Source organism: Micromonospora sp. CCTCC AA 2012012 (assembly GCF_040499845.1).
Lineage (GTDB): Bacteria > Actinomycetota > Actinomycetes > Mycobacteriales > Micromonosporaceae > Micromonospora > Micromonospora mangrovi.
Map to the genome: position 1 here is coordinate 3,209,478 of NZ_CP159342.1, position 20,439 is coordinate 3,229,916.

A 20,439-nucleotide genomic window follows, 5' to 3' on the forward strand; every position below is an offset into this window, starting at 1 on the left:
ACGCTTGTCGGCCGCTGCGAACGGCACCGGTGGAGGATCCGGGTACGCCGCTGGCCGGCACCCCGGGGTTCGGGGTGCCGGCCAGCGGTTGTTGCTGGTGGTCAGCTGTTCCAGTGCTGGGCGACGAGGTCGGCGGCCTGCTGCTCCCACTGCGCGTACGCGTCGGGGTACGCCGACACCTGCACGGTCTGGGCGGCCTCGGTCAGCGGCATGTCCTGCCAGCCGTCGACCTGCTTCAGACCCTTCTCGAACGCCAGGGTCGCGTACTCGGGGTCGGTGATCTGCTCCGGCGTACCCCAACCACTGGACGGGCGCTGCTGGAACAGGCCCAGCGAGTCGTGGTCGTTCTTGTCGCCCAGGTGGCCCAGGTTCTCCAGCTTCGACTCCTGCAGGCTCGTGGCGATCGAGATGACCGCGGCCCGCTCGGGCAGGCCGGCCTTCTTCGTGGCGGCGATGATCGCCTTCACGTTGGCGGTCTGCTCGTCGTTCAGGTCGATGCGCGACTGCTTGCCCTGCACGCCGTGCGGGATCAGCTTCGACGTGTCGGGCTTGTCGGCCTGCGCCGCGACCGCGACGGGCTTGCCGGAGGTGACCGGGGTGTCGGCGTGGGCGGCGATCGGACCGGCGAACACACCACCGGTGAAAGCCAGACCAGCAACACCGAGAACGCTCTTACGCAGCATCGTGTTCATGAGAGGTAGCTCCATTCGGGGGTCGGCGCCTCCATGGGGGTGGAGACGCAAGCACCGTCAGGCGCTCTACACGCAAAGGGGGAAAGTCTTCGACCGGCTGGCTCGCGGGGCGGGGGCCTCTTCGCGGCGCCGGGACCATGTGTAACGACCGGCCACCCACCGTCATTCCCGGGGGCCGTTCACCAGCCCGTCGTGCGGGCCGGGCTGCTCGGTCGTACGGAGACTGTAACGACCCGGCCCCCGCCGCGATTCCGGGCCGGGGATGGCTCGGGTCACCGGCGGAACCGGACATTCGGCGCAGGTGGGCAGGGCGTCGGCGGTCGGATCGGGCATCGGGGACGGGTCCGGCGTCGGGGTCGGTCGGGAGGCGCCGCGACGGTGTGCCCGGGCGTGTCCACTACCGCGTGGGTCGCCCGGTTCAAGCGGACCAGCGCGGGTAGCAGTCCGGTGGACGGTACCGACGGAGGGGACATTCGGGCATGAAGGCACTGACCTGGCAAGGCAAGCGTGACGTGCGGGTGGAGGACGTCCCGGACCCCCGCATCGAGGAACCCACCGACGCCATCGTACGGATCACCTCGACCGCGATCTGCGGCTCCGACCTGCACCTCTACGAGGTGCTCGGCCCGTACCTGAAGGCGGGCGACGTGCTCGGGCACGAGCCGATGGGCATCGTCGAGGAGGTCGGCCCGGGGGTGACCCGGCTGAAGAAGGGCGACCGGGTGGTCGTCCCGTTCAACATCTCCTGCGGGCACTGCTGGATGTGCGAGCGGCAGCTCTACGCCCAGTGCGAGACCACCCAGGTGACCGCGCAGGGCAAGGGCGCCGCGCTGTTCGGCTACACCTCGCTCTACGGCTCGGTCCCGGGCGGCCAGGCCGAGTACCTGCGTGTCCCGCAGGCCCAGTTCGGCCCGATCAAGATCCCGGAGACCGGCCCGGACGAGCGCTGGCTCTACCTCTCCGACATCCTGCCGACCGCCTGGCAGGCGGTGAAGTACGCGGACACCCCGCGCGGTGGCACCCTGGCCGTCTTCGGGCTCGGCCCGGTGGGGCAGCTCTGCGCGCGAATCGGCCGGCACCTCGGCGCCGACCGGGTGATCGGGCTGGACCTGGTGCCGGAGCGGCTGGACATGGCCCGTCGGCACGGCATCGAGGTGCTCGACGTCTCGGCGCTGGACGACGTGCCGGGCGCGCTGATCGACCTGGTCGACGGGCGTGGGCCGGACGCGGTGATCGACGCGGTCGGGATGGAGGCGCACGGCGCGCCGCTGGGCAAGTTCGCGCAGACCGCCGCCGGGCTGCTGCCGGACAAGCTGGCCCAGACGATGACCGACAAGGTCGGCGTGGACCGACTGGTCGTGCTGCACGCCGCGCTGAAGGCGGTCCGTCGGGGCGGCACGGTCTCCATCTCCGGCGTGTACGGCGGCGAGCAGGACCCGATGCCGCTGATGGAGATGTTCGACCGGGGCATCCAGCTGCGGATGGGGCAGTGCCACGTGAAGCGCTGGGTCGACGAGATCATCCCGCTGCTCTCCGGCGACGACGACCCGCTGGGCGTGGAGGACCTGCGTACCCACCGGCTGCCGCTGGCGCAGGCGCCGCAGGCGTACGAGATGTTCCAGAAGAAGGAGGACGGCTGCGTCAAGGTCGTGCTCGCGCCGTGACCCGGACGGTCGTGATCACCGGCGCGACCAGCGGGATCGGCCGGGCGGCGGCCCGGGAGTTCGCCGGGCGCGGGGACCGTCTGGTCCTCGCCGCCCGCTCCCCGGCCACCCTCGCCGACGTACGCCGGGAGTGCGCCGACGCCGGGGCCGCCGAGGTACGCGAGGTGCCCACCGACGTCACCGTGGCCGGCGACCTCGACGCCCTGGCGGAGACGGCGGTACGGGAGTTCGGGCGGATCGACGTCTGGGTGCACACCGCCGCGGTGATGGCGTACGGGCGCTTCGAGGAGATCCCGGCGGAGGTCTTCGACCAGGTGGTCCGGACCGACCTGCTGGGCTCCGCCGCCGTGGCGCGGGTGGCGTTGCGGCACTTCAAGCGGGCCGGTGGAGGCACCCTGATCCTCACCGGCTCGGTGCTCGGACACATCACCGCGCCGTACATGAGCGGCTATGTGACCAGCAAGTGGGGCCTGCACGGACTGACCCGGGCCCTCCAGCAGGAGTCCCGGGACCTGCCGGGGGTGAACATCTGCCTGATCACCCCCGGCAGCGTGGACACCCCGGTCTACCAGCAGGCGGCGAACTACCTGGGCCGGGTCGGCCGGCCGCCGCTGCCGATCACCACCCCCGAACGGGTGGGCCGGGCGATCGCGCACTGCGCCGACAAGCCCCGCCGCGAGACCTCGGTGGGCCGGGTCAACCTCCTCATGCGCGTCGGCTTCACCGCGTTGCCGGTCGTCTACGACGTGCTGGTCGGACCGCTGATGCGGCTCGGTGGGCTGAGCCACCGGCCGGTCGACCCGCACGACGGGGTCGTCTTCGCGCCGAACCCCGACGGGGAGGCGGTCCGGGGCGGCTGGCTGCCCGACGTGTCGCGGGTGGTCCGGTCGGTGGGCGGGGCCACCTCGACGGTCGGCGCGGCGGTGCTGCGCCGGCTGCGCTGAGGGCGTAAACGCACGGGCGTCCGGGTGGCTACCGTGTACTGCGGGACACGGCGGAGGGGAAGACGATGGGCGCAGCGGAGGACGAGGCGGTCGAGCGGGCGGCCGGGCGGGGGCTGTGGCGGGCCGCCGGGGTGGCGGCGCTGGCCGGGCTCGCCTGGGTCGGTCGGGACGTGCCGGCGCAGCTCGGCGGCCGGCTCACCGGGGCCCGGGCGGAACGGGCGGCACGCTCGCCGCAGTTCCGCGACGGCACGTTCCACAACCGGGGCAGCAGCCGCAGCATGGCCGGCGCACCGGACCGGAACCTGCTTAGGGAGCTGGTGTTCGGCAAGCAGAAGCGCCGGCCGACCGCCTCCGTCCCGCTGCTGCGCCCGACCGAGGTGCCGGCGGGCGATGCCGAGCGGGAGCTGAACGTGGTCTGGTACGGCCACGCCTCCACGCTGATCGAGATCGAGGGGCACCGGGTGCTGGTCGACCCGGTGTGGAGCGACCGCTGCTCCCCGTCGGCGCTGGTCGGCCCGCGACGCATCCACGAGCCGCCGGTACGCCTCGACGAGCTGCCGGCGGTGGACGCCATCCTGATCTCCCACGACCACTACGACCACCTGGACCTGGAGACGGTACGCGGGCTGCTCGCCCACCAGTCCGCCCCGTTCCTGGTGCCGCTGGGCGTCGGCGCGCACCTGGACCGGTGGGGCGTGCCGGCGGAGCGGATCGTGGAGCTGGACTGGTCGGAGAGCCACGAGCTGGGTGGGCTGACGATCACCGCCACCCCGGCCCAGCACTTCTCCGGGCGCGGGCTGCGCCGCGACGGCACGCTGTGGAGTTCCTGGGTGGTGGCCGGCGCGCACCGGAAGGTCTTCTACACCGGTGACTCCGGCTACTTCGACGGCTATGCCGCGATCGGCGCCGAGCACGGGCCGTTCGACGTCACGCTGATGCAGATCGGGGCGTACGACCGGGCCTGGCCGAGCATCCACATGTTCCCGGAGGAGGCGGTCGCCGCCCACCTCGACCTGCGCGGCGGGCTCTTCGTCCCGGTGCACTGGGCGACGTTCAACCTGGCCCTGCACGACTGGTCGGAGCCGGTGGACCGGCTCTGGGCCGAGGCGAAGGCCCGGGACGTGCGGCTGGCGGTGCCGCGCCCCGGCGAGCGGGTCGTGGTGGACGACCCGCCGGCTGTCGACGGCTGGTGGCAGGCGGTCGCCTGAGGTGTGCCGCGGTGCCGGCGCGTCGCGCCGGCACCGCGCGCGGGCTCAGAGCACGAAGGCGTCGGTCCAGAGGGCGCCGGAGCGGCCGGAGAGGGCGTCCTGCATGGCCACCGCCTGGCCGTCGGTGAGCTGCGCGACGAAGTCGATGATGGCCCGGCCGCGGGCCCGACCGATCCGGTCCGGGGTACGCGGGTGCAGCTCCGCCTCCGCCAGCTCCACCAGGTCGTGCAGCCGGCGGGGCAGCCGGGACTCCTCCTCCGGGTCGAGCAGCCACTCCCAGAGCGCCTCCACCAGGGCGGCCAGCAGTCGGGCCTGGCCGCGCTGGTGCAGGGCGAGGTCGGGGCGGGCCAGCACGAACCGGTGGTGGACGAACTTGAGCACCTGCACCTCGTGCCACTGCGCCTTCGCCAGCAGCACGTGCCCGGAGCGGACGTCCGGCTCGGGGGTGACCGTGATCGCGTCGACGAACCGGGTGGACCAGCGGGCGGAGAAGCGGGCCACGTACTGCTCCGCCTCGATCGAGCCGTCGAAGGGGAGCGCCAGCAGCCCCTCGACAAGTTCCTCGCGGACGTGCTCGACGGCGGCGGCGAACGCCTCGTCGTCGGCGATCCAGGCGTCCTTGCGGTGCAGCTGGCGGCGCAGCCGCTCGATGGCCGCGCCGGGCCGGCGGCCCGCCCCGCCCAGCGCCGCGTCGGTGATGGACCGCAGGTGCCCGCCCTCGCGCTGCCAGGCCATCAGCTCGGCGGCCACCGCGCCCTGCTGGAGCACCCCGACCCGATAGAAGTCCTCCACGTCGTGGATGGCGTACGCGATGTCGTCGGCGGTGTCCATGATCGACGCCTCGACGGTCTGCTGCCAGTCCGGGATCCGCCCGACGAACGGCTCCCGGGCCTGCCGCAGGTCGTCGACCTCCGTCCGGTACGCCCCGAACTTCGACGATCCGCTCTCCGTGTCGTCGGGCGGCGCGGCGGCCCCGCGCGGCGCCGGTTCCAGGTGACGCGGGTGCGGGTCGGGGTGGTCGAGCCGGGTCCACGGGTACTTCAGCATCGCCGCCCGGACCGCGGCGGTCAGGTCCAGCCCGGTGGTGGCCGCGCCCCGGATCTCGGTGCTGGTCACGATCCGGTACGACTGCGCGTTCCCCTCGAAGCCGTCGGCCAGGCCGAGCCGCTGCCGGGCCAGCCGGTCCAGCACCCGCTCCCCCAGGTGCCCGAAGGGTGGGTGACCGAGGTCGTGGGCGAGCGCCGCCGCCTCCACCACGTCCGGGTCGCAGCCGCCCAGCTTCTCCAGCAGCGCGCGTTCCCCGTCGTCGGCGACGAGCCGTTCGGCGATCGCCCGGGCCACCTGGGCCACCTTGAGGCTGTGGGTGAGCCGGTTGTGCACCAGCAGCCCCGAGCCGCCCGGGCTGATCACCTGGGTGACCCCGCCCAGCCGGGCGAAGAAGGGCGACGCCACGATCCGGTCCCGGTCGGCCCGGAACGGGCTCACCGCCAGGTCACCGAGGGCCCGGGCGCTGCCCCCGAAGAGCCGGCGTGCCCGCGGGTCGACAGGTGCTTCCATGATCGCCACGCTAGCGCAGCCGGCGGGGGTGGCGGCAGTCGTCGGGGCGGACCGGCACAATGCACAGCGGAACCCACCGGAAAAGGCGGATCAAGATCGTGACCCAGTCTGTGCACCAGCGGATCGCCGACGAGCTCGGCGTCGCCGAACGGCAGGTACGCGCGGCCGTGGAGCTGCTCGACGGCGGCGCCACCGTGCCGTTCATCGCCCGCTACCGCAAGGAGGCCACCGGCCTGCTCGACGACGCCCAGCTGCGCACGCTGGAGGAGCGGCTGCGTTACCTGCGCGAGCTGGACGAGCGACGCGCGGCGGTGCTGGAGTCCATCCGTACCCAGGGCAAGCTGGACGAGGCCCTGGAAGCGCAGATCATGGCGGCCGACTCGAAGTCCCGGCTGGAGGACATCTACCTGCCGTACAAGCCGAAGCGGCGGACCCGGGCGCAGATCGCCCGCGAGGCCGGGCTGGAGCCGCTCGCCGACACGCTGCTGGCCGACCCGACCCAGGACCCGCGGGCCGTCGCCGCCGGCTTCGTGGACGCCGACAAGGGCGTGGCGGACGCCGCCGCCGCGCTGGACGGCGCGCGGGCCATCCTGATCGAGCGCTTCGCCGAGGACGCCGACCTGATCGGCACGCTCCGCGAGCAGATGTGGTCGCGGGGCCGGCTGGTCTCCCGGGTACGCGACGGCCAGGAGGCCGCCGGCGCCAAGTTCGCCGACTACTTCGACTTCGCCGAGCCGTACACCCGGCTGCCCTCGCACCGGATCCTCGCCATGTTCCGGGGCGAGAAGGAGGGCGTGCTCGACCTGACCATGGACCCGGAGGCCGAGGGGGACTCCGACGCGGTGGCGACCGGTCCGACCCGCTACGAGGCGGCGATCGCCGGGCGCTTCGGCGTCGCCGACCGGGGGCGGCCGGGCGACAAGTGGCTGACCGACACGGTGCGCTGGGCCTGGCGTACCCGGATCCTCATCCACCTCGGCGCGGACCTGCGGATGCGGTTGTGGCAGGTCGCCGAGGAGGAGGCGGTCCGGGTCTTCGCCACCAACCTGCGGGACCTGCTGCTCGCCGCGCCGGCCGGCACCCGGCCCACCATAGGTCTCGACCCGGGCCTGCGCACCGGCGTCAAGGTGGCGGTGGTGGACGCCACCGGCAAGGTGGTCGCCACCGACACGATCTATCCGCACGAGCCGCGCCGGCAGTGGGACGCCTCGATCGAGACCCTGGCGAAGCTGGCCGGGGCGCACGGGGTCGAGCTGGTCGCGATCGGCAACGGCACCGCCAGCCGGGAGACCGACAAGCTCGCCGGCGAGCTGATCAAGCGGTTCCCGCAGCTCGGCCTCACCAAGGTGGTGGTCTCCGAGGCGGGCGCGTCGGTCTACTCCGCCTCCGCGTACGCCTCGCAGGAGCTGCCCGGGCTGGACGTCTCGCTGCGCGGCGCGGTCTCCATCGCCCGCCGCCTCCAGGACCCGCTCGCCGAGCTGGTCAAGATCGACCCGCGCTCGATCGGCGTCGGGCAGTACCAGCACGACCTGTCCGAGGTGAAGCTCTCCCGGTCGCTGGACGCGGTGGTCGAGGACTGCGTCAACGCGGTCGGGGTGGACGTGAACACCGCCTCCGCACCGCTGCTCACCCGGGTCTCCGGCATCGGGGCCGGCCTGGCGGAGAACATCGTGCTGCACCGGGACGCGAACGGGCCGTTCCGGTCCCGGTCGGAGCTGAAGAAGGTGGCGCGGCTCGGCCCGAAGGCGTTCGAGCAGTGCGCCGGCTTCCTGCGCATCCCCGGTGGCGACGACCCGCTGGACTCCTCCAGCGTGCACCCCGAGGCGTATCCGGTGGTGCGGCGGATCCTGGCCAGCACCGGGCAGGACCTGCGCTCGCTGATCGGCAAGTCGACCATCCTGCGCGGGCTGAAGGCGACCGAGTTCGTCGACGACAGGTTCGGCCTGCCCACGGTCACCGACATCCTGGCCGAGCTGGAGAAGCCCGGCCGCGACCCGCGCCCGGAGTTCCGCACCGCGACCTTCGTCGAGGGCGTCGAGAAGATCAGCGACCTGGTCCCGGGCATGCTGCTGGAGGGCGTGGTCACCAACGTGGCCGCCTTCGGCGCGTTCGTCGACGTCGGGGTGCACCAGGACGGCCTGGTGCACGTCTCGGCCATGTCGAACACCTTCGTCAAGGACCCGCGGGACGTGGTGAAGTCCGGTGACGTGGTCCGGGTCAAGGTGCTCGACGTCGACGTGCCGCGCAAGCGGATCTCGCTGACCCTGCGGCTGGAGGACGAGACGGCCCCGGGCGGCGGCCGGCAGCCGGCCGACGGCGGTCGCCGCGAGCGCGGCGGGCCGAGGGCCGGCCAGGACGCCCCTCGCGCCGGTCAGGCTGGTGCCGGACGACGCGACGGCAGGGCCGGTGCCGGGGCGGCGGGCGGCGGCCAGAGCGGTGCCGGTCGCGGTGGCGGCGCGGCACCGGGCGGTGCCGGACGCGGCGGTTCCCGAGGTGGGCCGCAGCAGCGCCAGGGCCGAGGCGCACCGGCACCCGCCAACAGCGAGATGCTCGAAGCGCTGCGCCGCGCCGGCCTGGCCTGACCCCACCCCTCCCCCGCGACCCCGCGGTGATCATGAGGTTGGCGGCGGCGTGGATCTCCTCGACCGCCGTCAATCTCATGATCACGAGGAGGGTGGGGTGGGGGTAGCTTGGTGCGGGTGGACGAGGGACGGGAATGGCGGGAGCGGCAGCGCCGGGCCGCGCGCCTGCACGCGGAGGCGGCCGAGCGGGAGCGCACCGCCGAGCACGCGGCGGCGGCCGAGCTGGTGGCCCGCTTCGCGGCCGAGGCGGTCCGGCGCGGGCTGCGCACCACCCGGCTCACCGCGGCGGCCTACGACGGCCGCGCCCGCTACCGGACCGGCCTGACGGGCTGGTACGTGGACCGCGCGCACACCCGCGCCGTCGACACCTCGGGCCGCTTCTACCTGCTGATCGTGCCGGCCAGCCTCCGGGCGCGGCTGGCCGGCGCGCAGCCGGAACCCGCCCCGCCGCCGCTGGTCGTCGGCCGGGGCGGACGGGACGGCGAGTCGGTGCCGCTGGAGGTGCTGCTCAGCCGTCGCCTCGAGGCGGGCGACGACTGGCGGTGACCCGGGTCGGGGTCCGGTCCGGCCGCTGCCGGGGCACGCCCCGGGCCGCCCGCCGTTCCAGGCCACGCCACCAGTAGCGCTGCACCACGAGGGTGAGCAGCCCGGCCAGCACGATGGCAGCCAGGTTGATCACGAGTTGGAGCAGCGAGCCGGCCGCCTCGTGCCACACCCCGTACGCGACGGCGACCGCCACGTTCGCCGCCGCCGGCACGGTGGTCACCGAGATCAGCACGCCGACCAGGGAACCGGACTTCTTCGAGGTCAGCGAGAGCATCCCGGCGACACCGGCGAGCAGGCCGACCACCCAGGAGAGGGCGTCGGGTCGCCAGATGAAGTCGGTCAGCGGCCGCGCGCCCAACAGCATGTCCCGGCTGACCAGCCCGGCCGCCGTCAGCAACCAGGTGCTCAGGACGGTCACGCCCATCGCGACGAGGAAGCCCACCCCGAGGGCCTGCACCGACTGGAGGATGGTGGCCGGTCTGCGCCGCAGCAGCGCCACGCAGAGCGCGGCGAGCGGACCGAACTCGGGACCGACCACCATCGCCCCGACGATCAGGATGGGCTGGTCCAGCAGCACCCCGATGCCGGCGATCATGGTGGCGACGATGATCAGCACCAGGAAGGTGCCGGTGAGGATGGTCTGCTCCCCGGTCTTGGCGGCGATCTCGTCCCAGACCACGGCGTCCTCGCCGTGCCCGGGGGCGTCGTGGGCGGCCTTGTCGGCGGCGGCGGAGAGGGTCAGCTCCACGTCGTCGGCGGCGATCGCCCCGTGCGCCTCGACACCCAGCTCCTGGAGCTGCCGCAGCACCCCGTCGGCGCTCTCCCGCACCACGTCGCAGGTGATGTAGTCGCCGGCCGGTTGCCGGGCGACACCGGGCAGCACCACCAGGTGCGTGACGCCGGGGTCGGCGGCCAGCAGGTCGGCTACCGCGGCCGACTGGTCCTGGGGTGCGATCACCCGGAGATGCAGCATGGGTCGCTCCTCGGGGCGGGGACCCGCACCGGGCTGGTGCGGCCGCCCGACTCTACCTGCGGCGCTGCCGGGTCACCGGGTCCGCGGGGCGGCCGTCACACCGGGAGCATCGGGATGCCGTCCGGACCGGCGTCGGCGGCCGCCCGGATGCCGTCCCGCCCGGCGGCGGTGCCGAGGAACTCGCATCCGGTCACCACACCGGGTGCCGAGACGTCCTGCCGGGAGAGCACCACCCGTACGGTGGCCGCGAGGATCCGCAGGTCGAGGCGGAACGACCGGGTGTCGACGTACTCGACGTCGTACTCGAACTTCTTCTCCCAGGTCAGGCTGTTGCGACCGCGCACCTGGGCGAGCCCGGTGATGCCCGGGCGGACCTCGTGCCGGCGGGCCTGTTCCGGGGTGTACCGGTCGAGGTAGCGCACCAGGAGCGGACGGGGACCGATCAGGCTCATGTCACCGCGCAGCACGTTCCAGAGTTCGGGCAGCTCGTCGAGGCTGCAGGTGCGCAACCACCGACCGATCCCGGTCAACCGGTCGGCGTCGGCCACCCGGCCGCGTGTCGGGTCGACGTGGTGCATGGTGCGGAACTTGACCATCTGGAACAGCTCGCCGTGCCGGCCGGGCCGGGGGTGCCGGAACAGCACCGGACGGCCCAGCGTGGTCAGCACCACGAGGGCGACGATCAGCATCAGCGGCGCGGTGAGCACCAGCAGCAGGGCCGATCCGACGACGTCCAGCGCCCGCTTGACGTGGTCGTACGGACGGCTGTCACCCCGCGGGCGTGGGGGCGTCAGGAGGTCGAACGGAAAGGCGCCCGGGGCGTTGCGTGTCACGGATCTCCTCCACGAGGTTCGAGCAGGGGTACGAGGGGACTCAGCGCGGCCGGTTGGCGCGGTCCAGCTTGAGGAGCATGTCCTCGATGTGGTCGGCGCCGACCCGCAGCGACATCCGGTCCCGATAGACCGCGAGCGCCCGGCGGGACATCGCCGCCCGGTCACGGTCGGTGAGCGCGGCGGCGCGACGGAACTGCGCGGCGAGCCCCACCACGTCCTCGGCGGCGGAGGCGAAACCGGCCCCGCTCGCGGCGACCAGATCGGCGCAGTCCCCGTTCGCCGAGACGATGACGGGGGCGCCGCTGGCCAGGGCGGCCTGCAGCTTCGACGGGATCGTCCCCCGGAGTCCCGGCATGTCCCGCAGGGTGACCAGCTGAAAGTCGGCCGCGGCGTAGAGCGCCTTCATCTCCTCCGGGGTGCGGCGGCCGAGGAAGCGGACGTTGCCGGCGCCCAGCTCGGTGGCGAGCCGCCGGGCCTCCTCCGCCTCGTTGCCGGAGCCCACGAAGACCAGGTCCATCACCGGCCCGACCGCCGCCGCGGCCCGGACCGCGGTCGAGACCCGCTGCAACGGCCCCAGGTTGCCCGCGAACATGACCGTCGGTACGCCCCGGTGGCCGATCGCCGCCCGGCCCTCCTCGGTCGCGGCGCCCGGGGCGAAGAGCTTCTCGTCGGTCCAGTTCAGCACCACCCGGACCTTGTTCGGGTCCGCGCCCCGGTCGATCACCAGGTCGGCCATCGACGGGGAGATCACCGCGATCTGGGCGGCGGTCCGGTAGATCCCGCGCATCACCGCGCTGAGGCTCCGGTCCAGGACCCGACCCGCCCAGCCGCCGGGTGCCATGGCCGAGCCGGTCACCGACTCGGGCCACATGTCCTGCACGTGCAGCAGGGACGGCACGCCTCGCAGCAGTCGCAGCAGGGCCGGCGCGGCGAAGGCGGTGGGGGGCGGGCTGAACACGTAGACCGCGTCCACGCCGGCCAGGAAGCGCGGCGCGGCGGCCAGGCTGGTGCCGGCGAAGGAGACGAGGTTCGCCACCCGCCGGACCGCCGAGGTGTCGTGGCTCGGATAGATCGGCACCCGCCGGACGACGGGTCCTCCGTCCCGCTCCACGTGACGCCAGCGTTGCCGGTAGCCGGGGTAGGTGCGGCCGGTGGGATAGTTCGGGAAGGCGGTGAGCACCCGCACCTCGTGGCCGCGCGCGGCGAGTTCGTCCGCGAGGTTCCCGGCGATGAACACCGGTTCCGGGGCGTACCACTGACTGACGATGCCGATCTTCACGCGACGACTCCCGCCGGAATCCGGGTACCGGCGCCGACCGGCTCCGGATAGGTGTCCGGACGGTCGGGGTCGAAGACCTCGTTGGTCCAGAAGAGGGTGAACAGTTCGTCCGAGCCGGTGTTCACGATGTTGTGCGTCCACATGGTCGGCATGTCGACGACGACCGGGGTCGACCCGTCCACCGCGAACCGGATCACCTCGTCGTGGTCGACCCGGCGCAGGCTGATCTCCGCCGTGCCGCGCAGCACCGCGAAGCGCTCCACCTTGGCCAGGTGGAAGTGCTCGCCCCGGGTGACGCCCGGGTGGGTGGTCGAGCAGAACGTCTGCCCCTGGCCGCCGTGCGACTTCACCGCCTCCACCAGCTCGCCGCGCGCGTCGGCGTGCCGGGGCAGCGGGAGCGGGTAGTGCTCCGGGAAGCAGTGCGACCGGTAGGTGTTGAAGAGCCGGACCGCGTGCCGGTCGACCAGCGCCGGGATCTCCCCCCGCCGGTACGTGGCGGCGTACCCGGCGAGCTGGTGGGCCAGGTCGCTCACGCTGATCCGCAACCCGGGCATGGTGCCGTCCCAGGGCCCGCCGGCCGGCGCGTCCATCAGGCGCGCGGCGGCGTCGGTGACGTGCACCAGGGTCAGCTCCCGGTCCACGTGCAGTTCGGGCTCCCGGCCGTCGGCGAGCAGCCGGCAGTAGGTCGCCGTGACGCCGTTGTAGAACGGTCGGCCGTGTTCGCCGTACAGGTTGGGCAGGCGCACGTCGTCCAGGTCCGGGCGGGCGTCGGCCAGCGTCGCCGCGGCCACCGCCTTCGAGTCACCGTAGGGCGTGCCGTTGCCGGCCTGCACCGAGTTGGCGAAGACCACCGCGGCCGGCGGCGTGGCGCAGCGGCGCAGCGCCCGCGCGAGCGCCGCGGCCAGTTCCACGTTGCCGGCGGCGACGTCGGCCGGCTCGCCCCGGTTCACGCCCGCGATGTGCAGGACCCGGTCGACCCCCGCCATCCGGGCGGCGGCGGTGTCGGGATCGGCGAGGTCGGCCCGGCTGATGACGACCGGGTCGGGCCACCGCAGCGCCCGGGCCAGCACCCGGACGTGCCAGCCGAGGAAGCCGTTCGCGCCGGTGAGGGCGAGTCTCAACACGCCACCGCCGTCTCGCGCAGCGACAGCTCCGCCCGGACCTCCCGCAGCGAGCGCAGCAGCTCGATGATCTCGGGTACGGCCAGCCGGGGCGCGTTGGCGGAGTTGAAGTCCTGGACGGTCAGCCCGGCCAGCTCGCCCTCGGAGACGTAGAGCGCGTAGTTGAGGTCGCGGGCGTCGAGCGGCACCCGGAAGAAGTCGCCGAAGTCGTCGGCCTGGAGGAGTTCCTCCCGGGTGGCCAGCGTCTCGTCCGGCTTCTCGCCGTGCCGCAGCCCGATCAGGTCGAGCTTCACCGGCACGTCGAAGAGCCGGCAGACCGCCTCGGCGAGGTCGCCGATGGTGCAGGCGGCGGCCTTGCGGATGAAGATGTCGCCGGCCCGGGCGTGCTGGAACGCGTGCTCGACGAGGTCGACCGAGTCGTCCAGGGACATCAGGAACCGGGTCATGTGCGGGTCGGTGACCGTGGGGGCCCGTCCCGCCTTGATCTGCTCGATGAAGAGCGGGATGACCGAGCCGCGCGAGTACATGACGTTGCCGTAGCGCACGCAGCTCACGGTGGTGGCGCTGTACGGGTGGTTGCGGGCGTGCGCCTGCGCCACCTTCTCCATCAGGGCCTTGCTCATGCCCATCGCGTTGACCGGGTAGACGGCCTTGTCGGTGCTGAGCAGCACCACCGTCCGGACCCCGTTCCGCTCGGCCGCCTCGACCACGTTGGCGCTGCCCAGCACGTTCGTCCGGACCGCCTCCATGGGGAAGAACTCGCAGGAGGGCACCTGCTTGAGCGCGGCGGCGTGGAACACGAAGTCGATGTCCCGGGTGGCCCGCATCAGCGAGTCGAGGTCACGGACGTCGCCGACGTGGTAGCGGACCCGTTCGTCCCCGGTGGACTGCCGCATCGCGTCCTGTTTGGCTTCGTCCCGGCTGAAGACGCGCACCTCACCGACCTCCCGGTCGAGCAGGCGACGCACCATGGTCTGGCCGAAGGAACCGGTGCCGCCGGTGATCAGCACCCGGCAGCCGGCGGGGAGAACGGTCACGGACACTCCTTGTCGTAGCGCACCAGGCGGCATCCGGCGTCGGCCAGCATCGCCCACGGATATAAAGGACAACGAGCAAGAAACGGTGCAGAAACGCCCAATGGCGGAGTACCGAAACGGTCTACCGGCCGCGCCGGCCCGAGAGCAACTTGAAGTAGCGCGACCTGATCCGGTAGAAGAGCGGATCCGACATCGAGGCCAGGGCGAGCCGGTCGATCAGCGGCAGGTCGGGGCCGAAGAGCACCCGGGTGGTCCGGCCCGCGTACCGGGCCTCCTCCGCCCGCCAGAGTTCCTCCAGGAGGCGACGGCTGGTCTCCGGCAGGTTCAGCCGGGAACTGCCCAGCAACGCCCGGTACGCCTCGTGGCGTCGGCGCGTCGACTCGTTCATCTTCTCGAACCCCTCGGCGCGCTGGTGCGAGTTCCCCTCGTGCATCCGGTAGTGCAGCACCACGTGCGGCAACTCGATGACCCGGCTGGCCAGCGCCTCGGCGGCGTGCCCCAGCCAGAGGTCCTCGGCCGACAGGCTCTCGTCGATCGGAAAGACCAGATCCGCCAGCGGCCGGGTCATGGTGATGCTGCCGCCGGACTTGCTGGCGGCGTCGCCGCGGGGCAGCACCATGCCGTCCCACTGCGGGTTCGACGAGAACGTGCGCAGCTTGAAGAAGGCGACCACGAGGTCGGTGAGGGGCACCCCGGCGAAGGCCGCCGCACGGTGCCGCAGCGAATCCACCGGGATGACGTCGTCGCCGGCGAGCAGCACGACGACGTCCCCCGTCGAGGCGGCGTACGCGGTGTTGAAGGCCCGGACGTTGCCCATCCGTACGCCCTGCCCCGCCACCCTGATCCGGGCGTCGGCGGCGGCCGCGGCGGAGATCAGCTCCAGGGTCCGGTCCGTCGAACCGTCGTCGACGAAGACCAGCTCCCAGTCCCGGTGGGACTGGGCGCGCACGCTGTCGATCATCTCCTCGACGTGCCGCTCCTCGTTGTAGACCGGCGACAGGATCGAGATCTTCATGTGGTCCTCCAGGGTGTCGGGGTGGGGCCGGAGACTCAGCCGGCAGCCGAGGGCACGCCGACCGACACCGGCGGGCGCGGCGACGCGGTCCGGGCCCGGACGTCGACCGCGTACCGGGCGGCGAGCCAGCAGAGCAGGTAGCAGAGGGCGGACGTGAGGCCGAACGCCCACACCGCCGCCCGGTCGGACCAGCCGGCCACGGCGACCAGGGCCACCGCACCGGAGACCACGGTGACCCGGCCGGCGTCCCAGGCGAACTGCATCCCCTGCCGGTCGAGCACGATCAGCGTCTGGGACAGCGGCGCCGCGACGAACTGGGTCGCCATGCTCAGCGCCAGCGCCTGGGCGTAGCTGCCGCTGGTGGCCCACCGCTCCCCGAACACCAGCGCGAACACCTGCGGCCCGGTCGCCAGCACGGCGACGCCACCGAGCGTGGCGGCCAGGGCCAGACTGCGGCTGCCCCGGCGGAAGATCTCCCGCGCGCGGTCCGGGTCGCTGCGCGCGGAGCGCGAGAACTCGGCGAGATAGACCTGCGCGACCGCGGCCCCGATCAGTGCCGCGGGCATGGCGAGCACCCGCAGGGTCAGCCCCAGCCAGCCGGCGACCTCGGCGCCGTACCAGTAGGCGATGAGCAGCACCGGCAGCTGCCCACCGAGGATGTTCAGCAGCCCGGACGGCGCCAGCAGCAGCGGGAACCGTCGGTAGGTCACCGCGCAGTCGCGCAGCCGCTCCCGGGCCAGCCCGGCCCGGGCGGTGACGCCGCCCAGCTCCCCGTTCCGCATCAGGCTCGCCGCCGCCGCCGCCTGACCGGCCCCGTATCCCAGGATCATGCCGCCGGACTTCAATCCCGCCACCCCGGCGGCGAGCTGCACCGCCACCATCGCCGAGGCCTGGAACAGGTTGCGGCGGCCGATCGAGGAGTAGCGCCGGTTCCGCGCGGCGAACTGGTTGAGCACCACCACGGCGGCCATCAGCGCGGAGATCCACGGCACCGCCCAGAGCCAGGGCCGCAGGCCCGGCTCGTCGAAGACCGCGGCGATCCAGCCGCCGAACAGGGCCACCGCCAGCGTGCCCAGCATCGCCGTGCCGGCGGCGGCGAACAGCCCGAGAAAGACCAGGGAGTACGCGTCGGACTCGGCACGCGGCAACGGCACCGCCAACTCGTAGCGCAGCGCCGCCACGGTGCTGACGGTGGCCGCCAGGGTCGAGGCGATGGTGAACAGGCCGAAGTCGGCCGGGTCGTAGAGCCGGGAGAGCAGCGGGGCGACGGCCAGCGTCAGCAACTGGCCGCAGAAGGTGCCGAGGATGATGCTCAGCAGACCCCGCCGGCTCACCGTCAGTCGGGCACGCAGGGCCTGCGGCAGCACCTCGCCCCCTCCGTCCGCGTCGTGCCCGGTCGGCGCGCGGTCACGTCCCGCCCACCGGCGCGCCCAGCGGCGACCCCGGCCGCCGGCTCGGCCCCGGCACGGCGGGCCTCGGCCCGGGCGGCCAGAGGTCCACCGGCGCGGACGGGTCGCGCCGCCGCGCGGGGGCCGGACGCAGCTCGACGACCGGCTGACGGCTCCGGTTCCACCGGGCACCCCACCACCAGATCGCCAGGTAGGCGACGATGCCGAGGTTCAGCAGGGCGTCCGGTCCCGCCACCGCCCAGGTGCCGAGGGTCGCGGTGACGCCCGCGTACCCGATCAGTTCCAGGGTGTTGTACACGGGTCGCCGCAGCGTCTGGAACGTCAGCAGTTGCAGCCCGGCGCCGAGCGCGGCGGCGAAGAAGAGGACGCCGACGGTGCCGAAGTTGTAGTGCACCGAGCCCCACAGCGACGGCGGCGCGGTGCCCAGCATCGAGCCGTACATGGTCGCGAAGACCTCGTTCGCCAGGGTGCTGCCCCGGTCGCCCGGGAGGATGCCCAGCAGGGCGTGCATCCACTCCGCGCCGTACTGCACCGGCAGCGACTCGGTGTAGCGGTAGGCGGCGATGCCGGAGAGCTGGTTGTCGTTGAGGAACCGCTTGTACAGCTCCTCGGAGGTCGCCTTCACCGGGCTCTCGCCGAGCCCGGAACTGCGGCCGAGCGCATAGGTGGCGAGCAGCGCGAACGGCACGCCCATGGCCGGCAGCAGCACCGCCCAGCGGGACATCCGCCGCCGGTTCACCAGCAGCACGTAGACGGCGAGGGTGACCAGGAAGAGGAAGAAGGCACCCCGCTGACCGTTGCCCAGCAGGCCGAACACGGCGAACGCCGCGAGCACTCCCCCGCCCACCCGGGCGAGGAACCCGGGCCGGGTGAAGGCCCAGGTCAGGATGACGGCGACCAGGGCCGGATAGATGACGTTCTTGAACTGGTTGGCGTAGCCGGGGAAGAGGTAGGTGTCCCCGGCGTACGAGTCGAGGCGCAGCGTCGCCACGTCCGCCGGGTTGCCGCTCAACTGGCCCCGCAGGCCCTCGATGAACGCGCTGTAGCCCACCGCGCTGAAGTAGACCAGGATCGCGGCCAGCGACAGCCCGGTGGCGAGCAGGACCCGCCGGTTGGGTGGCACCGCCCGCACCTGGTAGGACCGGCGCCGGGCCCGGTCCGAGGACGGCTCGTCGGGCCGGGCACGCAGGCTGAGGTAGGTGACGCAGCTGGCCACCATGTAGATCATCGTCGCGGCGACCACGATCCGCAGGTAGGTGACGTCCACCGGGGAGTTCGGCTCGACCAGTTGCGCCGTGCCGATCACCATCAGCAGTTGCGTGCAGACGAAGAGCCCGTCGGGGGTGAGCAGCCCGTAGTGCCGCACCGCGAGGAGGTAGTGCACCACGGCCAGCAGCAGTGGCAGGAGGACTATCCACATCATCTGGGCGCTGTCCGTTCGTGTGGCGTGCGCGGTTCCCCGGGGGCCGGCGCCCTGTTCAACGACGTGCCGGGGCGGTCGTCACGGCGGGCCGGCGCGTAGCGGCAGCTCATCGGCGGTCGGCCGGGCCGAGTGCGGCGACGACGCCCTGCTCCAGCGGGGCGCGGAGCCAGGTGGTGATCTGCGGGCTCAGGTGGTGCCGGTCGATGTAGACCAGGATGTTGCCGATGATGGCGGGGCAGACCTGGGGACCGCAGATGTGGTCGTTCAGATCGAGGTAGTGACCGCCGCGCTGCCGGACCAGCGCGGCCTCCGCCCGGGTGAACGGCAGGTTGATCCCCGAGGACCGCCGCACCGCGCAGGTCAGTGCGTCGGTCAGCCGGTCGGAGAGGCACACCGGCACGTCGCCGTCGGCGTACGGGGTGTCGGCCAGGACGGTGACGTCGGGCACCGAGCGGAGCCGGTCGAACATGGTGTTCATGCCGGCGAACCACTGGTCGTCCGGCACCCGGTCGCGTCCGGTGGCGTTCGTCCCGTTGGCCACCAGCACCAGCTCCGGCCGCTCGGCGACGATGCGGTCGAGCGCGCGGTGGCGCCACTCGGTGCACTCCCAGTAGTCCCGCGCGAAGAACGAGGTGTACTTGTCGACCTCGGCGGTGGGGCAGCCGGACTTGGTCAGCGACACCAGCCGCAGCCCGCGCGCCTCCGCGATGGCCCGCAGCGGGGGGAACCACTGGGCCGCGTGCGAGTCGCCGAAGAGGACGATCGTGTGCGGCGAGTCGGCCCGACCGTAGACGCAGGAGTGCACCTCCACGTCCCGGAAGTCGCTGTGACAGCCGTCCCGGAAGACCACCGGGAAGTCGTCGCCGGCGGCGCGGAGCGACGGGGTCAGGTTGGCCGGCACGTACGTGGTCCACCGGTCCGGCGGGGCACCGGTGTCCGCCCGGGCCGCGGCGGCGGCCTGCGCCGGCCGGTCCAGGTGCAGCGCCGGCGGCACGGCCAGGACCAGCGCGAGCCCGGCCGCACCCACGGTCGACAGCGCGGCGAACCCGACCGTACGCCGGGGTCTCAGGGACAGCCACGCCTGGTGGCGCAGCGGCTGCTCGACGAACCGGTAGGTGAGCCAGGCCGCGAGCACGGTCCCCGCGAGCACACCCACCCGGGCGGGCCAGGACAGCGCGCCGCCGCGTCCGGCCCCGGTGAGCAGCAGCAGCGGCCAGTGCCACAGATAGATCGAGTACGACAGTCCACCCAGGGCGGTGAGCCCGCGCCAACCCAGCACCGCCTGCAGGGGCCCGCGGCCGAGGCTGCCGGAGGCGAGCAGCGCCACGGCACCGGCCACCGGCACGGCGGCGGCCCAGCCGGGGAAGTCGAGATGCCCGGCGAGCAGCGACGGCGCGACCAGGACGACGAGCAGGCCGAGCACGCCCAGCCCCTGGGCGACCGGGCGGGACACCGTCCGGGCGCCACCGAGGGTGAGGGCGACCAGTCCACCCGCCGCGAGTTCCCAGGCCCGGGTCGGCAGGCCGAAGAACGCCCACGGCTGCGCGTTCGCGGTGACGACGACGCAGAGCGCGAACGAGGCGACCAGCACCGTGCCGACGGCGACCAGCACGGCGCTCCGGACGCTCATGAACCGCCGCAGCAGCAGGGTGGCGACGATGAGCAGGGCCGGCCAGAGCAGATAGAACTGCTCCTCCACCGCCAGCGACCAGTACTGCTGGTAGGGCGACGCCCCCAGGTGGTCCTGGAGGTAGTCGGTGTTGCGGACGGCGAACCAGTAGTTCGACACGTAGGCGAGGGTGGCGAGGGCGTCGCGGCGCAGGTCCAACAGGGACAGCGGGGGCATCACCAGCCGGGCGAGCGCGAAGGTCGCCACCGCGACCAGCGCCGCGGCGGGCAGCAGGCGTCGGATCCGGCGGGCGTAGAAGGTCGCGAGCGAGATCCGTCCGGTGTCGGCCAGTTCCCGGGTGAGCAGCCGGGTGATGAGGAACCCGGAGATCACGAAGAAGACGTCGACACCGACGAAGCCGCCGTCGAGGCCGGGCACGCCCGCGTGGTAGAGCACCACCATGGTGACCGCGAGGCCGCGCATGCCTTCGATGTCGGACCGGAAGGACGTCGACCGGGGCTGCCTGACCTGCACTACGACCTCCTGA

16 protein-coding genes are annotated in these 20,439 nt (G+C 73.1%); 5 read left to right on the plus strand and 11 right to left on the minus strand.

All coding sequences use genetic code 11. The features are described 5' to 3' along the window. Positions 1-101 precede the first annotated feature (101 nt). On the minus strand, positions 102-692 hold the full coding sequence (locus ABUL08_RS13945; RefSeq protein WP_350938153.1) for a hypothetical protein: 591 nt from the start codon (positions 690-692) through the stop codon (positions 102-104). A 479-nt stretch (positions 693-1,171) separates the two neighbouring features. Here ABUL08_RS13945 and ABUL08_RS13950 point away from each other — a divergent pair, with 479 nt between their 5' ends. The 3 genes from ABUL08_RS13950 to ABUL08_RS13960 all read left to right on the plus strand — a co-directional run bounded on the left by ABUL08_RS13950 (position 1,172) and on the right by ABUL08_RS13960 (position 4,508). Next, positions 1,172-2,356, plus strand: a complete 1,185-nt coding sequence (locus tag ABUL08_RS13950; protein ID WP_350938155.1) for a zinc-dependent alcohol dehydrogenase — start codon at positions 1,172-1,174, stop codon at positions 2,354-2,356. Next, positions 2,353-3,300 carry an SDR family NAD(P)-dependent oxidoreductase gene (locus ABUL08_RS13955; RefSeq protein WP_350938157.1) on the plus strand — a complete coding sequence of 316 codons (948 nt, stop codon included), beginning with the start codon at positions 2,353-2,355 and terminating at the stop codon, positions 3,298-3,300. The genes ABUL08_RS13950 and ABUL08_RS13955 overlap by 4 nt, the downstream gene beginning before the upstream one ends. Positions 3,301-3,365: 65 nt before the next feature. Beyond that, the gene (locus ABUL08_RS13960; RefSeq protein WP_350938159.1) at positions 3,366-4,508 is read left to right on the plus strand and encodes an MBL fold metallo-hydrolase; all 1,143 of its coding nucleotides are present in this window, start codon (positions 3,366-3,368) and stop codon (positions 4,506-4,508) included. A 45-nt stretch (positions 4,509-4,553) separates the two neighbouring features. On the opposite strand, the gene ABUL08_RS13965 is transcribed toward ABUL08_RS13960, so the two are convergent. After that, complete coding sequence (locus tag ABUL08_RS13965) at positions 4,554-6,065, minus strand: deoxyguanosinetriphosphate triphosphohydrolase family protein (protein WP_350938162.1); 1,512 nt, start codon at positions 6,063-6,065, stop codon at positions 4,554-4,556. 59 nt (positions 6,066-6,124) lie between these two features. On the opposite strand from ABUL08_RS13965, the gene ABUL08_RS13970 reads away from it, so the two are divergent. Both ABUL08_RS13970 and ABUL08_RS13975 read left to right on the plus strand, forming a co-directional pair. Then, positions 6,125-8,647: a Tex family protein gene (locus ABUL08_RS13970; protein WP_350938164.1), complete on the plus strand. Its 2,523-nt coding sequence runs from the start codon at positions 6,125-6,127 to the stop codon at positions 8,645-8,647. 111 nt (positions 8,648-8,758) lie between these two features. Next, the gene (locus tag ABUL08_RS13975; protein ID WP_350938166.1) at positions 8,759-9,193 is read left to right on the plus strand and encodes a hypothetical protein; all 435 of its coding nucleotides are present in this window, start codon (positions 8,759-8,761) and stop codon (positions 9,191-9,193) included. Here the strand turns inward: ABUL08_RS13975 and ABUL08_RS13980 are convergent. The 9 genes from ABUL08_RS13980 to ABUL08_RS14020 form a co-directional block, all read right to left on the minus strand. Further along, on the minus strand, positions 9,156-10,166 hold the full coding sequence (locus ABUL08_RS13980; protein ID WP_350938168.1) for a DUF389 domain-containing protein: 1,011 nt from the start codon (positions 10,164-10,166) through the stop codon (positions 9,156-9,158). The genes ABUL08_RS13975 and ABUL08_RS13980 overlap by 38 nt on opposite strands. Positions 10,167-10,261: 95 nt before the next feature. Beyond that, the gene (locus ABUL08_RS13985) at positions 10,262-10,999 is read right to left on the minus strand and encodes a sugar transferase (RefSeq protein ID WP_350938170.1); all 738 of its coding nucleotides are present in this window, start codon (positions 10,997-10,999) and stop codon (positions 10,262-10,264) included. A 40-nt stretch (positions 11,000-11,039) separates the two neighbouring features. Continuing rightward, positions 11,040-12,278: a glycosyltransferase family 4 protein gene (locus tag ABUL08_RS13990; protein WP_350938172.1), complete on the minus strand. Its 1,239-nt coding sequence runs from the start codon at positions 12,276-12,278 to the stop codon at positions 11,040-11,042. Continuing rightward, on the minus strand, positions 12,275-13,402 hold the full coding sequence (locus ABUL08_RS13995; RefSeq protein WP_350938174.1) for a polysaccharide biosynthesis C-terminal domain-containing protein: 1,128 nt from the start codon (positions 13,400-13,402) through the stop codon (positions 12,275-12,277). Before ABUL08_RS13995 ends, ABUL08_RS13990 begins: the two co-directional genes overlap by 4 nt. Beyond that, positions 13,396-14,436, minus strand: coding sequence for a polysaccharide biosynthesis protein (locus ABUL08_RS14000; protein ID WP_350938176.1), 1,041 nt, complete (start codon positions 14,434-14,436; stop codon positions 13,396-13,398). Before ABUL08_RS14000 ends, ABUL08_RS13995 begins: the two co-directional genes overlap by 7 nt. A gap of 121 nt (positions 14,437-14,557) precedes the next feature. After that, positions 14,558-15,451: a glycosyltransferase family 2 protein gene (locus ABUL08_RS14005; protein WP_350938177.1), complete on the minus strand. Its 894-nt coding sequence runs from the start codon at positions 15,449-15,451 to the stop codon at positions 14,558-14,560. Positions 15,452-15,486: 35 nt separating this feature from the next. Next, positions 15,487-16,818 carry a lipopolysaccharide biosynthesis protein gene (locus tag ABUL08_RS14010; RefSeq protein ID WP_350938179.1) on the minus strand — a complete coding sequence of 444 codons (1,332 nt, stop codon included), beginning with the start codon at positions 16,816-16,818 and terminating at the stop codon, positions 15,487-15,489. 40 nt (positions 16,819-16,858) lie between these two features. Next, the gene (locus ABUL08_RS14015) at positions 16,859-18,283 is read right to left on the minus strand and encodes an O-antigen polymerase (protein WP_350938182.1); all 1,425 of its coding nucleotides are present in this window, start codon (positions 18,281-18,283) and stop codon (positions 16,859-16,861) included. A gap of 106 nt (positions 18,284-18,389) precedes the next feature. Continuing rightward, positions 18,390-20,426 (minus strand): acyltransferase family protein, encoded by a 2,037-nt coding sequence (locus tag ABUL08_RS14020; protein ID WP_350938184.1) that lies wholly within the window; start codon positions 20,424-20,426, stop codon positions 18,390-18,392. Positions 20,427-20,439 lie beyond the last annotated feature (13 nt).

Bases quoted from the DNA above. Each gene is read 5' to 3' on its own strand.
- ABUL08_RS13945 (WP_350938153.1), bottom strand. From the start codon at position 692: ATGAACACGATGCTGCGTAAGAGCGTTCTCGGTGTTGCTGGTCTGGCT.
- ABUL08_RS13950 (WP_350938155.1), top strand. From the start codon at position 1,172: ATGAAGGCACTGACCTGGCAAGGCAAGCGTGACGTGCGGGTGGAGGAC.
- ABUL08_RS13960 (WP_350938159.1), top strand. From the start codon at position 3,366: ATGGGCGCAGCGGAGGACGAGGCGGTCGAGCGGGCGGCCGGGCGGGGG.
- ABUL08_RS13965 (WP_350938162.1), bottom strand. From the start codon at position 6,065: ATGGAAGCACCTGTCGACCCGCGGGCACGCCGGCTCTTCGGGGGCAGC.
- ABUL08_RS13970 (WP_350938164.1), top strand. From the start codon at position 6,125: ATGCACAGCGGAACCCACCGGAAAAGGCGGATCAAGATCGTGACCCAG.
- ABUL08_RS13980 (WP_350938168.1), bottom strand. From the start codon at position 10,166: ATGCTGCATCTCCGGGTGATCGCACCCCAGGACCAGTCGGCCGCGGTA.
- ABUL08_RS14005 (WP_350938177.1), bottom strand. From the start codon at position 15,451: ATGAAGATCTCGATCCTGTCGCCGGTCTACAACGAGGAGCGGCACGTC.
- ABUL08_RS14015 (WP_350938182.1), bottom strand. From the start codon at position 18,283: ATGATGTGGATAGTCCTCCTGCCACTGCTGCTGGCCGTGGTGCACTAC.